Origin of the sequence: Micromonospora sp. NBC_01796 (genome assembly GCF_035917455.1) — a bacterium.
Classification (GTDB): Bacteria; Actinomycetota; Actinomycetes; order Mycobacteriales; family Micromonosporaceae; genus Micromonospora_G.
The window spans coordinates 3,758,285-3,771,187 of record NZ_CP109078.1 but is presented as its reverse complement, the minus strand read 5'-3'; the positions used below and the strand labels follow the sequence as shown (position 1 = coordinate 3,771,187).

Annotated in this window: 10 protein-coding genes; 4 read left to right on the top strand and 6 right to left on the bottom strand. The window is 71.8% G+C overall.

What is annotated here, in order from left to right; translation table 11 throughout:
• Window positions 1-27 precede the first annotated feature (27 nt).
• Together OIE47_RS17420 and OIE47_RS17415 are read left to right on the top strand one after the other, a co-directional pair.
• Window positions 28-2,718: a transposase gene (locus OIE47_RS17420; RefSeq protein ID WP_326562521.1), complete on the top strand. Its 2,691-nt coding sequence runs from the start codon at window positions 28-30 to the stop codon at window positions 2,716-2,718.
• A gap of 150 nt (window positions 2,719-2,868) precedes the next feature.
• Window positions 2,869-4,086: an ABC transporter substrate-binding protein gene (locus tag OIE47_RS17415; RefSeq protein ID WP_326562520.1), complete on the top strand. Its 1,218-nt coding sequence runs from the start codon at window positions 2,869-2,871 to the stop codon at window positions 4,084-4,086.
• 313 nt (window positions 4,087-4,399) lie between these two features.
• On the opposite strand, the gene OIE47_RS17410 is transcribed toward OIE47_RS17415, so the two are convergent.
• From OIE47_RS17410 to OIE47_RS17395, 4 genes are all read right to left on the bottom strand, one after another.
• Window positions 4,400-4,987 carry a GTP-binding protein gene (locus OIE47_RS17410; protein ID WP_326563144.1) on the bottom strand — a complete coding sequence of 196 codons (588 nt, stop codon included), beginning with the start codon at window positions 4,985-4,987 and terminating at the stop codon, window positions 4,400-4,402.
• A 1-nt stretch (window position 4,988) separates the two neighbouring features.
• Entirely contained in the window at window positions 4,989-5,366 is a 378-nt protein-coding gene (locus tag OIE47_RS17405; protein ID WP_326563143.1) for a DUF742 domain-containing protein, read from the bottom strand.
• 108 nt (window positions 5,367-5,474) lie between these two features.
• Entirely contained in the window at window positions 5,475-5,879 is a 405-nt protein-coding gene (locus OIE47_RS17400; protein WP_121157211.1) for a roadblock/LC7 domain-containing protein, read from the bottom strand.
• Complete coding sequence (locus OIE47_RS17395) at window positions 5,876-9,298, bottom strand: nitrate- and nitrite sensing domain-containing protein (protein WP_326562519.1); 3,423 nt, start codon at window positions 9,296-9,298, stop codon at window positions 5,876-5,878. Before OIE47_RS17395 ends, OIE47_RS17400 begins: the two co-directional genes overlap by 4 nt.
• 577 nt (window positions 9,299-9,875) lie before the next feature.
• Here OIE47_RS17395 and OIE47_RS17390 point away from each other — a divergent pair.
• Complete coding sequence (locus OIE47_RS17390; RefSeq protein WP_326562518.1) at window positions 9,876-10,163, top strand: hypothetical protein; 288 nt, start codon at window positions 9,876-9,878, stop codon at window positions 10,161-10,163.
• 13 nt (window positions 10,164-10,176) lie between these two features.
• Here the strand turns inward: OIE47_RS17390 and OIE47_RS17385 are convergent, their stop codons facing one another.
• Window positions 10,177-11,253 carry an adenosine deaminase gene (locus OIE47_RS17385; protein ID WP_326562517.1) on the bottom strand — a complete coding sequence of 359 codons (1,077 nt, stop codon included), beginning with the start codon at window positions 11,251-11,253 and terminating at the stop codon, window positions 10,177-10,179.
• 103 nt (window positions 11,254-11,356) lie between these two features.
• Between OIE47_RS17385 and OIE47_RS17380 the strand changes: the two genes are divergently transcribed.
• A complete protein-coding gene (locus tag OIE47_RS17380; RefSeq protein WP_326562516.1) occupies window positions 11,357-12,244 on the top strand; it encodes a putative RNA methyltransferase in 888 nt (295 codons plus the stop codon).
• A 12-nt stretch (window positions 12,245-12,256) separates the two neighbouring features.
• Here the strand turns inward: OIE47_RS17380 and OIE47_RS17375 are convergent, their stop codons facing one another.
• Window positions 12,257-12,883, bottom strand: a complete 627-nt coding sequence (locus OIE47_RS17375; protein WP_326563142.1) for a DUF4272 domain-containing protein — start codon at window positions 12,881-12,883, stop codon at window positions 12,257-12,259.
• Window positions 12,884-12,903: the final 20 nt, after the last annotated feature.

Below are 12,903 nucleotides of genomic sequence, written 5' to 3'. Positions count from 1 at the left end.
AGCATCAGTCTTTGGCACACACCACCTGTGTCTCGGGAGGAGGACGACGCCGTGGCGCTCGTGCGGGTGTACTGCGGTCTGGCCTCAGCGGATCCGTCCGCTGGACCGGCTTCGGCCGGATCCACGCTGACGTCTGCTGTGGTTGACGACGCAGGCCGGCTGCTCCACGTCGGCGAGATCGGCGACGACCCGGCTGGCTACGCCCAGCTGGGCACGCTGCTCGTCGAACGTTCGAGCGGCATGAGCGGTGTGGCGATCGCCGCCGACAGCGACGACCACCTGGTCACCTCGCTGTTGAGCGCGGCCGGCCGACCCCTCGCGATCGCCGACGACGACTCGGTGGACGACTTCGCCGAGCGGTTCGCCGACGACGAGTCGGTGGAGGAGATGGAGGGCTCGCCCACGCAACGTCGGGCGGTCGGACTGGCCCGCGCGTTGCAGGCCGGTGCGCTCTCCGCGATGACCCTCCCCGCACCCCGGGACCTGGCCGGCTACAAGCCCGTACTCGCGGCCCACGCGGCGCTCGCCAGTGGGCGCCACTCGGCCGCGGCGACGCTGCGCGAGGTCCTCCGCGAGCTGTACCCGGCGGCGCTGCGGGCGTACCCGGATCCGGCCGATCCGGTGCCGCTGGCGGTGCTCGACGCGCTACCCGAGCCGGGCATGCTCGCCGGCACCGGTGGGCGCGGCCGGGACACCTCGGTCGCCGACGCCGTCACCGCGCATCTCGCCGGCGACGGGATCGCCGACCCGGAGGAGATCGCCGAGGCGATCACCGCACTCCAGGTGGCGATCGTCGAGACGCCCCGCCGGGCCACGGTCAGCAACAAGGCCCTCACCTCGGCGGTCGCCGAGGCGGTCCGGCAGGCCGTCGCCGCGGTGCGTGCCTGCGACGCGGGCTGCGACGCGCTCGTGGCGACCCTGGCCGCGCGGGTCACCACGCCCCCGCCGCTCGCCGGCCGCCGCACCGTCCGCCGGGCCGCGGCGGATGCCACCACCACCGGCGCACACGGGACCGGCAGCCACGGCGTTGTCGGCAGCCACGGCGTCGGCAACCAGGGATCGGGCAACCACGGCGTACGGCCGGCGAACCACGAGCCGGTGCCGGCCGTCGGTCGACGCAGCCGCCCGCAGCCGGCATCCAGCAACGGGATGCCGGTCACCCCGCAGCCGATGTCACCGCCGCCGACCGCGCCCGCACCACTGGCCCCGCCGCCGGTCGCACCGCAGCCGCTCGCACCCGCGGCCAGCCTGCCCGGTCGGCAGCTCCCGCCGCCGGTGGCGCAACCGCAACGCGACCTGCCGGCCCCGATGCCCGCAGCACCCGGATCACCGGGGCAGTGGCGCGACTCGCCGGCCAACCGGCCCGTGTCCGCGCCGCCCCCGCCGCCGCCGGGCATCACCCCGATCGTGCCGGTACAGCGCAGCAGCAGCGTGCCGCCCGCCGACGCGGGCGAACCGTTCCGCGCCACCCTCACCACCGCCGCGATCAACAGCGCCCGGAGCGAGCGCCAGCGCCCGACGCCGATCGTGCCGCGCCCGAAGACGAAGGGGGAGCCGGGTCTCTCCTCGACCGGCTTCGGCGCCACCGACCTCAACGTGCCGGTACCCACCCCCCGTCCGGACGCGGTCAGCGCGCCGCCCGGTTCCCGGGCCAACTGGCCCCTGGTCGGCCCCGGCGACGAGCGGGACCAGAACCAGCTCGGGCTGGAGCAGCTCGACCGTGACCGGGCCGACCGGGAGCGCGGCGAACGCGCCGAGCGTGACCGGGCGGACCGCGAACGCGGTGAGCGCGCCGAGCGTGACCGGGCCGACCGCGAACGCGCCGACCGCGAACGGGCCGACCGCGAACGCGGTGAGCGCGCCGAACGGGAACGTGCCGACCGGGAACGGAACGAGCGTGCCGAACGCAGCCGGGCCGACCGGGAGCGGAGCGAGCGCGACCGGGCCGGGCGGGACCTGGCTGCCAGCGCCGAGCCCGCGTACCAGTTCGACAAGCGCACCGCGGCCGGTCTCGACCTGCCCGCGGCGTCCGGGCCGGGCGACGGGCGGGTGACGCCCCCGTGGCTCGCGGACGACCTGCCGCAGGAACCACCGATGCTGCGACTCGTCGAGCCGCCACCGCTGGCCGACCGCGCCCTGCGCGACCCGGCCGGACCGACCGCGGACCCACGTCTGGACGGCCCGCCGCTGCGGCTGGTGGAGCCCGAGGACCCGGACCGCAACGGCCGGCTCACCCGATCGGCCCGCCGTGCCGCCGAGCCCAGCGCTCCGCCGGTTGCCGACGAGGGCGACGGTGACCTGCTGATCTTCGCGGCCGCGCGTTCGGCCTGGTTCACCGGACATCCGGAGGACGACGCCCAGGTGGAGTGGGCCTCTACCGCCGACACCGGTTGGCGGGCAGCGGAACAGGCCGCCCGTCCATCGGTCGGCGACGAGACACGGGCCGGTCTGCCCAAGCGGGTGCCCCAGGCCAACCTGGTCCCCGGCTCACCGCTGCGCGACGAGCGACCGCTGCGCATCGTGCGCGACGCGGCCCGGATCGCCGAACACACCACCGGCTACTTCCGTGGTTGGCGCAGGGGCCAGGAGATCGGCGGCTTCGCTGTCGGCGGTCGTCCCGGACGCGAGGCCGCCGGGGGCTGGGACTTCACCCGCGACCACAATGAGCGCGACGACGATCGGGAGTACGAGTACCGGTCCGCCGGATACCGCTCCTGACCGACCGACAACTCCTGTGACCGGACCCACGTCCCATTGAGTGGTACGGGCCACACCATAAATATTTGACGGCAGGACTATCCGCTCGGCAACATACCGGCGGGCCAGTAGCTGGCCGGTGAAACCTGGCGGCGTGAGAGGCGGCATCTGATGACGACACCGGCGATCGGTTCATCAGCCCTGACCCGTCGCGGCCTGCTTCTGGCCAGCGCCTCCACCCTGTTCGTCGCGGCCTGCGGGAACGGCGACGAGGACGAGCAGACCGGTCCCACCAGCAAGGGACCCCAGGACCTGGCCATCGGCGCCAGCCTGGAGCTGACCGGCGCCGGCGCGGCACTGGGCGTCCTCCAGGAGCGGGCACTACGGATCACGCTCGACACGCTGAACGAGGAAGGCGTGCCGGTCGGCAACCTCCGCCGCAAGCTTCGTCTGGTGGTCCAGGACAACGGCAGCAACCCGAAGACCGCAGCCGAGCAGGCGACCGACATGGTCAACCGCGAGGGCGTACACGCCCTGGTGGGGGGCACTCTCGCCGAGACCTCGATGTCGATGATCGCGGTCGCGCAGGAGGCGCAGGTCCCGTTCGTCTCCCTCGCCGCCGCCGACGAGATCGTGGTCCCCCTGCCCCAGCGGACCTTCGTCTACAAGCTCACCCCCGACGCCACCGACGTCGCCCGCCAACTGGCCCGCCTGATCAGCTCGCAGCGGCTCAAGAAGGTCGCCCTGCTGGCCGCACCAGGCCTGCACGGAAACTCCGGCGTACGGGTCATGCCGGGGGCACTGGACACGGTCGACGTGAGCCTGAACAAGACCGTGCGTCTACCGGCCACCGGTGCCGACTTCACCAGTGCCGCGGAACGGATCGTGAGCAGCAAGCCGGACGGGGTGACGGTCTGGGCGACCGCGCCGAGTTCCGGTGCGGCGGCTCGGGCGCTGCGTGACGCCGGGTTCGAGGGCCCGATCTTCTTCGACGCGGGTGCGGTCGCCGAGGAGACACTCTCGGCCGAGAACGCCAAGGCCGTCGAGGGATCCTTCGTCGTCCACCCGATGTCGCTGAGCGGCTCGTCACTGACCAACACCACCAGCGCCGGCCTCGCCCGACGGGACTTCGTCTTCCGCTACATCCAGGCGCACGGCTCGTTCAGCGGGTTCGCGCCGTACGCCTCGGACGCGGTGCACCTGATCACGGCCGCCGCCCGGCTCGCGAACAGCGTCGACCGTGGCCGCCTCCGGGTGTACCTGGCCCGCCAGGTGACCGAGGGAATCGCCGGCTCGTACGCGTTCGCCCCGATCCGCCACGGCGGCATGGAACCGGACTCGCTCGGAGTGTTCACGGTCAGCCGCGGCGAGTGGACCCGGATCTCCTGACCTGATCCGCAGAGGGCCGTTCCCGAGCCCTGAACCGCTCTCTGAGCCCCCGAACCGCCGCCGTACGCGCCTGCCCACGCAGCACGCCCACCATCGGCCGGCACAGTTCCCCTACGCGCGGCGAGCAGCATCCTCCCGGACGCCAGCCGGCGCTTCCGCATGCCCAGCCGGCATCCTCGACGCTCACGCCGCCACACCTGACCACGCTCACCGGGCCACGCACGGGTCCGCTGTCACCCCACGCCCGCGTACGCACGCCAACCGCCCGGCCGGGAGCGAACTCCCAGCCGGGCGGTTGATCCGCTAACTCGCGTCAGGCGGGCGCGACAGCGCGTGACCTGCGCATGGTGAGTACGTACTCCACCAGCGAGATCAGCACGTGCTTGGTCGACTCGCGGTTACGCGCGTCGCAAGCCACCACCGGAACGTCGCTCGAGATGGCGAGCGCGTCCCGCACGTCCTGCGGATCGTGGTACTGCATTCCGTCGAAGCAGTTGATGGCCACCAGGTACGGCAGCCGCCGATGCTCGAAGAAGTCGATCGCCGCGAAGCAGTCGGCCAATCGACGGGTGTCCACCAGCACCACCGCCCCGATCGCGCCCCGTACCAGTTCGTCCCACATGAACCAGAAACGTGTCTGGCCCGGGGTACCGAACAGGTAGAGGATCAGGTCCCGGTCGATCGAGATACGACCGAAGTCCATGGCGACCGTGGTGGTCGTCTTTCCCGGCACCTGTCGCGTGTCATCGACGCCGACGCCGGCGGACGTCATGATCGCCTCGGTGGTCAACGGCGTGATCTCCGAGACCGAGCCGACCAGCGTCGTCTTGCCGACGCCAAACCCACCGGCGATGACGATCTTCGCCGATGTCACGCGCCCGGGCATCGGGCGGTGCGACATGTCAGAGCCTGCGAAGTCCACTCAGCACCCTCTCCAGCAGTTCAGTGCCCACCGCGTCGTTAGAGTCGTCCAGGATTGTCGGTTCATGCACCGCGACGAGGCCTTCGGCGGCCATGTCAGCGATGAGGACCCGGGCCACTCCGAGCGGTAGCTGCATCCGCGCCGCGATTTCCGCGAGCGACTGCAGCTGACCGTCACACAGCGCGGCGATGTATTGGTGCTCCCGACCCTGGCCGCCGTTGCCGTTACCGGCGGACCGGCCGCGCACCGTCGTTTCGACCAGTGCCTCCAGGGCGATGTTGAGCCTCGGCCGGGTCCGTCCACGGGTGACGGCGTATGGCCTGACGAGCGCGCCAGTTGGCTCGTCGCGTTCAGCCATCATCGCCGTTCACCCCCTTCTCGTCCTGTCCGTGACCCGAGCCCGTGGAGCTCGTCGTTCTATCGTTGCCGTCGCACCCGTTGACCGGGTGGCCGACCGGCGGCACTCCTAGCCCAGCATCCCCGCCGCGGCGCGCGGCGCGGGCGTGAGCGCGTCTCCCACCCGGTCGACGAGCAGTGCCATTTCGTACCCGACCTGTCCCACGTCGCTGTTGCGAGCGGCGAGCACCGCGAACGAGGAACCGTCCGAGATGGACATGAGGAACAGGAAGCCATTGTCCATCTCGACCACGGTTTGCAAAACCGCGCCACCCTCGAAACAGCGTGCCGCACCCTGGGTGAGGCTGACCAGTCCGGACGCGATCGCGGCGAGCTGGTCGGCCCGGTCACGCGGAAGGTCCCGTGACGACGCGAGGAGCAGACCGTCCGCGGAGACGGCGATCGCGTGCGCGACGCCCGGCACCCGGTCGGCGAAGTTGGCAAGCAGCCAACCGAGATCCTGCGTAGATGTCATGCTTCATGCTCCTTCTGACCGCTCCCGGCCGCGGGGCCTAAGCCGGCCTGCGGGGATTGCTGACCTCCCGGAGTCCCTTCCGGGTTGGTCGACGGGTCTTCCGAGGTACGACCGCGCTGCACACCCCGGTGGTACGCGGACAGCAGGCCACGTACCGCCTCCGGTGTCCGGCGCTGCACCGAGACGCTCGGCTTTTCTACCCCGCCGGGTACCAACTGTGCCATCGGCACCCGCTTGGGCAGACCCTTCTGGGTGGTTTCGGCGACCGGCACGTCGGTAGCCGCTGACGCGGCACGCCAGCCGTCGTCGGCGGCCGTCTGCCAGCCGCCCACCGGCGAGCCTCCCGGCCGGCCGGCGCCGTTGCCGTAACCGACCGATCCCGCTGTCGTCTCCGCCGTCGACCCCGAGGCACGGCTCGCTGCGGTGGAAACCGCCGGAGCCGCCATCGCGGGGCTGGTCGGAGCATTGACGGAACCGTTCTGGGCCGTGCTCCGGGCGGCGTCGGCCGTGACGTACTGGCCGTTGCCCGCCGGAGCGGCACTGTCGTCGGAACTGGTCTCGTCGTTGACCGTGCGCCGGGTACGGAACCAGGCGGACTCCAGCTCACGGAAGATCGGCAGTTCCATGGTCTCGTCGGCGAACCTCGGTCGGGCCTCGACCGCCGCCGCCGAGGGCACCGTGATCGGTGGCTCGACCGGGGGCCGGACGACCCGGGGCAGTTCGGCCGTCATGTCCAGCGCCGCTGCCAGCCGCTCCGGAACCGAGGGTGCGGGTACCTCCCGGTCGGCGGCGCTGACCGGTGGCCAGGCCGGCGGGGCGCCTGCGGCGGAGACCGCGGGCGGTGCCGACTGAGGGGGCGCCGACACCGGCGGGGCCGAGACCGGCGGAGCGGAGATCGGCGGGGCCGAGACCGGCGGAGCGGCCGGAGGCGCCAGTCCGGCGCTGGCCGGTCGCGCTTCCGGGTTGGCCGGGAGCTGCCGGGGGATGTTCGGTCCCGGCGTACCGGTCGGTTCGCCTTCGTTGCCCGACTCGGTCACCCGGCGCTGCGGCAGCGGGTCGACACCGTGCCCGTTGGACGGACGCGGGTTGAACCCGTCGCTGCCGTTGCCGGCCTTCGCGCCGGTGAGGTCGGACCAGGCCGGCATTCCGCGCCCGGCACCGTTGCCGCGAGCGGCTCCGTTACCGAACCCGCCACCGTTGCTGCCCAGACCGGAACCGTTGCCGAGACCGGAGCCGGCGTTGCCGAGGCCGCCGCTGTTGAACGCGGCCGGCTCGAACGGGCGCCCGGCCGAACCGAAGTCGCGCTCCGGCGTCCGCTGGGCCGGCGGGACCGGGGTGCCCTCCAGGGCCAGCGGGGGCCCGAAGTTCGGCCGCTGGGTCGGCGGCTGCTGGGCCGGGGTGGTGTAACCACCGGACTGCTGGGCCCGACCGGAGAGTGCCCGCGGAACGAGCACCGAGGTCGGCATGGTCACGTCGGCGACCGTGCCCCGGTCGGAGCCGGGTCGCAGTTCGACCTTGACCCCGTGCCGGGCCGCCAGTCGGGCGACCACCACCAGGCCCATCATCCGGGAGACCGCGACGTCCACCTGGGGTGGCGTGGCGAGCCGCTCGTTGAGGTCGTAGAGCTGGTCGGCGGTGATGCCGATGCCCCGGTCCTCGACATAGAGCGACGCGCGGTCGCCGACCCGCCGGGCCTCGACCATGACCTGCGAGTCGGGCGGCGAGAAGGCGGTCGCGTTGTCGAAGAGCTCCGCGACCAGGTGGACCAGGTCGTTGACGGCGTGCGCGGCCACCTCGATATCGCGGTCGACCACCCCGAACTCGATCCGGGTGTAGTGCTCGACCTCGGACTGGGCGGCCCGCAGCACGTCGATCAGGGCGGCCGGCTCCCGCTGCACACGGGTGGAGTCCGCACCGGCGAGCACCAGCAGGTTCTCGTCGTTACGACGCATCCGGGTGGCCAGGTGGTCGAGCTGGAACAGCTCGGCCAACCGGTCCGGGTCCTCTTCACCGCGCTCCAGCCGGTCCAGGTGACCGATCAACCGGTCGACCAGGATCTGCGAACGACGGGCCAGGTTGACGAACATCGTCGCGACCGAGGAGCGGAGCGCGGCCTGCTCGGCAGCGGTCCGGACGGCTTCGAGGTGGACCGCGTTGAAGGCCTCGGTCACCTGTCCGAACTCGTCCTTGCCGCGTACCGGCAGGGGTTCGGCGATCTGGTTGGCGAGCTGCACCGGCGACATCTGGGCCGACAGCGCCGGGTCACGCAGCCGGGCGACCGCCTGGGGCAGGCCGTACTGGGCGATCGAGAGCGCACCGTGGCGCAGTTCGCGCAGCGACCGGGCCATCGAGCGGGCCACGATCCAGGCGAACAGGATGGCCAGGAACAGCGTGGCGAGCAGCAGCGTGGTCTCGACGAAGACCTGCTGGCGTACGTCGTCGCGGATCTCCGTCGCGCGGTTGACCGCGTCGGTGTCGAGGCGGGCCTCGACGGTACGGATCAGCTTCGCGTTGCCGACCATCGCCGCGTCCCACTTGTCCGCGTCGAACGGGGCATCCGACATGTCGTCGTTGGTCTTGCCCCGGATGTAGCCGCTGTAGTTGTCCGCCTCGCGCTGGTCGGAACCGGCGACCGTCTGCTCGTAGAACTCGGCCTCGGACCGGGTGGCGACCGACTGGAAGGACTGCAGCGCCTGCTGCTGCCCGGTCTCGGTGGCGATGTAGTCGGTGCGCAGTACCGGGGTCAGCTCGTTCTGGATGAGGGCCCGGTGCACCACGACCCGGCGTACGGAGAGGAACTCCTTGGCCCGGGAGGTCGCGGTGGCGGCCCGCATCCGCTCGCTCAGTGCGCTGTCGCCGGCAAGCTGGGAGGCCGAGTCGCGGATGTCGAGCAGGTCGCTGATCAGGCCCTCGTACGACTGCGAGGCGTCGGTGAGCTTCAGCTTGGCGTTGACCACCTGGCTGCGGGTGCCGGGCAGGTCGGCCAGGCTCCGGTCGATCCGGGTGAGCAGGCCGTTGAAGTTGGCCGGCAGGTCGTCGAGCTCGGCGCGCTGCTCGGAGTACGGGCCCTTGGCCGCGTCGATCCGGGGGTGCACCTTGCTGTACGCGTCCTGGTACTTCGCCTTCGCCTCCTGGTTCGGCGAACCGAGCAGCAGTACGGCGGCGGCCCGCTCGTCCTGCAGCCCGTCGACCAGGGCGCCGGACGCCTGGGCCAGGTTGGCGAGGGTGCGTGCCCGTTCCGCGTTGTTGTAGGTCTGCAGGTGGTCGATGAGCCCGGTCGTGCCGACCACGATGGTGGCGAGCGTCGGCACGATCATGATGATGCCGAGCTTGGACCAGATCGGCATGTCACGGAGCCGGCCCATTGGCCGGCGGAGACGCGACAGGAAAGAGTTCGCCGTGTTCGGCCGCTTGCTCACGTCACCGCCCTCCCTTTTCGGCGCCCGCGCGTTGCAGCGGGCACCGCCCATCGACCGACCCGGGCGGGTCGGACCTCCGAGATTCCATCACGACACAAGTCAAAGAGAAAGCCCAGGTTGTCCGTCGCGGACCGTGTGATGGGATGTTCATGCAATTTGCTAGCAATCCGTCTGCTGGGAGTAACTCAAAGTAATGAGATCCTCTGTCGGAGTGGTGCTGCTCGCTGGACCTTCGGGCTCCGGAAAGTCGTACATCGCCCGTCGCACCGGGCTTCCCGTGCTCTCCCTCGACGATTTCTACAAGGACGGTGACGACCCTACGCTGCCGCGCCGGGCCGGTCTTGTGGACTGGGAGTCACCACATGCCTGGGACTCCACAGCGGCCGTGGCGGCGATTGCCGCGCTGGTCCGGAACGGCAGTGCCGAAGTGCCGGTTTACGCGATCGGCGCGGACCGGCGGGTGGACAGTCGGACATTCGATCTAGCCGGATCGCCACTCTTTATCGCCGAAGGGATTTTTGCTGCCGAGATAGTACCCGAATGCCGTCGACTCGGGTTGCTCGCCGGAGCGTACACGTTGCGGCGTCCGCGCGGCGCGACGTTCTTTCGCCGGCTGGTACGCGACCTCAGCGAACGGCGTAAGGCACCGGGGCTGCTGGTTCGTCGGGGAATCGCACTCGCCCGCAACGAACCGGTGGTGCTGCGCCGGCAGACCGGTCTCGGCTGCCAGCCGGCCCGCGGCGGTCAGGTCGTCCGGCGGGTGGCCGCCCTGCACCACGCCGCGACCGGGACCGGGACGGTCGCCGACGGCGGCAACGCGTTCGGCACCGGCGCCGCGGTCGGCAACCCCGGGCGTACGGCCTGACCCTCGTACCGGATCAGGGCAGCAACTTGGCGTACGCCGGTTTGATCACCTCGTTGATGATCGCCAATCGCTCGTCGAACGGGATGAACGCGCTCTTCATCGCATTGATCGTGAACCACTGCAGCTCGGCCCAGCCATAACCGAACGCCTCCACCAGCAGGAGCATCTCCCGCGACATCGAGGTACCGCTCATCAACCGGTTGTCGGTGTTGACGGTGGCCCGGAAGCGCAGATCCCGCAGGAGCCCGATAGGGTGCTCCGCGATGGACCGCACCGCACCGGTCTGTACGTTCGACGACGGGCAGAGTTCCAGCGGGATGCGCTTGTCCCGGACGTACGCGGCGAGCCGGCCGAGGACCGGTTCGGTACCCGCGGTGATGTCGTCGACGATCCGTACGCCGTGCCCGAGCCGGTCGGCGCCGCACCACTGGATCGCCTGCCAGATCGACGGCAGGCCGAACGCCTCACCGGCGTGGATGGTGAAGTGGAAGTTCTCCCGCTGGAGGTACTCGAAGGCGTCCAGGTGCCGGGTGGGCGGGAAGCCCGCCTCGGCGCCCGCGATGTCGAAGCCCACCACGCCCGCGTCCCGGAAGCGGACCGCCAGCTCGGCGATCTCCTGCGACCGGGCGGCGTGCCGCATCGCGGTGAGCAGCGTGCCGATCCGGATGTTCCGGCCGCCCGCCGCCGCGGCCGCGGCCCCCTCGGCGAAGCCGGCGACGGTCGCCTCGACCACCTCGTCCAGGCTCAGTCCCTGCTCCAGGTGCTGCTCCGGGGCGAACCGGATCTCGGCGTAGACGACCCCGTCGGCGGCCAGGTCCAGCGCGCACTCGGCGGCGACCCGGCGCAGCGCGTCGGCGGTCTGCATCACGGCGACCGTGTGCGCGAACGTCTCCAGGTACCGCTCCAGCGATCCGGAGTCGGCGGCGGTGACGAACCACCGGCCCAGCTCGGTCGGATCGGTGCTGGGCAGCGGGTGCCCGATCGCGTCGGCCAGCTCGATGATGGTCGCCGGCCGCAGCCCGCCGTCCAGGTGGTCGTGCAGGAGCGCCTTGGGTGCCTTGACGATGTCTTCGTATGCGATTGCCACCATGACAAGACCCTAGTGCTCCGCCTGCCGGCGGCATCGGGGACCAGCGGTCGGCGCGTCACGGGGGTGGGCGGCCGGTGATCGGGCACCGCCTAGGCTGGCGGGGATGAGTCCCGATCCGTTGCGGTTGTTGCGCTGTCCGCTCTGCGGCCAGCCGCTCGACGCGGTCGACACGGGGACCGCGCGGGCCCTGCGCTGTCCGCGCGGGCACAGCTTCGACCTGGCCCGTCAGGGGTACGTCAACCTGCTCGCCGGCCGCGCCCAGCACACCGGGGACAGCCCGGAGATGGTCACCGCGCGGGCGGAGTTCCTCGGCGCGGGCCACTACGACATGATCTCCGCCGCCCTGGCCGAGGCAGCCGCCGCCGTCATGAGCCCGGCCCGTCACGCCGAGGCCCCCACCGACGGCGAGGGGGCGTACCCGGGTCTGGTTGTCGACGCCGGGGCCGGGACCGGATGGCACCTGGCCGCGGTGCTCGACGCGGTCCCGGACGCGGTCGGGCTGGCGCTGGACGTCTCCAAGCCGGCACTGCGCCGGGCGGCCCGCGCCCATCCCCGGGCGGCGGCGGCGCTCTGCGACACCTGGGCCGGGCTCCCCCTGGCCGACGCGTCCACCGCGCTGCTGCTCAACGTCTTCGCCCCGCGCAACGGGCCGGAGTTCCGGCGGGTGCTCCGGCCGGACGGTGCCCTGCTGGTGGTCACCCCGGCCGCCGATCATCTCGCCGAGCTGGTCGACCGGCTCGACCTGCTCCGGGTCGACCCGACCAAGTCCGACCGGGTCGCGGGCAGCCTGGCCGGCGAGTTCGACCTGGTCGACCGGAGCCGGCACACCCACCCGATGCGACTGCACCGGCGCGAGGTGGCCACCCTGGTGGGCATGGGACCGAGTGCCTGGCACGTCGACCCGGCCCGCCTCGCCGACCGGATCGAGTCGCTGCCGGAACCGGTGACGGTCACCGCCACCGTCGAACTCGGCCACTACCGCCCACGCTGAGGCCGGCGGGGATCAGGTCGACAGGTCGACTTCCTCCCAGCCGGCCGGCGGGTCGTGGTACGGGCCGCGCAGGATCACCGCCCACTCCAGCGCCCACCGGCGCTGACCGATCGCGTTCGCGTCGATCAGGCTCGGGTGTGTCCCGCCGAGCCGCTCCAGTTCCAGGTGTCCCCAGTCGAGGCAGTAGTAGAAGTCGAGCAGGGCGGCGACCTCCACCGCGTCCCTGGGCGCGACCAGGGTCCGCGAACGCCACTGGGCGAACGTCTCCCCCCCCACCAGGTTCGGCAGCAGCTCGGTCAACCGCTCGTCGGTGGGCTCCGACGGGTCGAGGTGCTTGGTCAGCCCGAGCACCCAGGCGAGCGCGAAGGCCGCGTCGTGGTGCAGTACGAACGAGCGGTGGTCACCCCGGCCGCCCATCACGAACTGCCACTCCGGCGGGGTGACGGTCTCGACCAGGTGCGAGCCGAGCAGCCAGCTCATCCCGGCCTCGGCCGGCATGCCGAAGCAGCGGGCCAGCACGACCTGCAGAACCGCGAGCCGGGCCTCGATCTCGGCCGTCGGCCGCAGTTCCACCTCGTCGCCCGGTTCCCAGACGAGCGGGAACTGGGCGGGTGGCAGCGGGAGCCCGAGGCGGCTCATCTCGTCGAGGTTGGCCGTTC

What these genes read in the sequence shown, in the direction of transcription:
- OIE47_RS17415 (WP_326562520.1), top strand. Translation starts at nt 2,869, where the DNA reads ATGACGACACCGGCGATCGGTTCATCAGCCCTGACCCGTCGCGGCCTG.
- OIE47_RS17410 (WP_326563144.1), bottom strand. Translation starts at nt 4,987, where the DNA reads ATGTCGCACCGCCCGATGCCCGGGCGCGTGACATCGGCGAAGATCGTC.
- OIE47_RS17405 (WP_326563143.1), bottom strand. Translation starts at nt 5,366, where the DNA reads ATGGCTGAACGCGACGAGCCAACTGGCGCGCTCGTCAGGCCATACGCC.
- OIE47_RS17400 (WP_121157211.1), bottom strand. Translation starts at nt 5,879, where the DNA reads ATGACATCTACGCAGGATCTCGGTTGGCTGCTTGCCAACTTCGCCGAC.
- OIE47_RS17385 (WP_326562517.1), bottom strand. Translation starts at nt 11,253, where the DNA reads ATGGTGGCAATCGCATACGAAGACATCGTCAAGGCACCCAAGGCGCTC.
- OIE47_RS17380 (WP_326562516.1), top strand. Translation starts at nt 11,357, where the DNA reads ATGAGTCCCGATCCGTTGCGGTTGTTGCGCTGTCCGCTCTGCGGCCAG.
- OIE47_RS17375 (WP_326563142.1), bottom strand. Translation starts at nt 12,883, where the DNA reads ATGAGCCGCCTCGGGCTCCCGCTGCCACCCGCCCAGTTCCCGCTCGTC.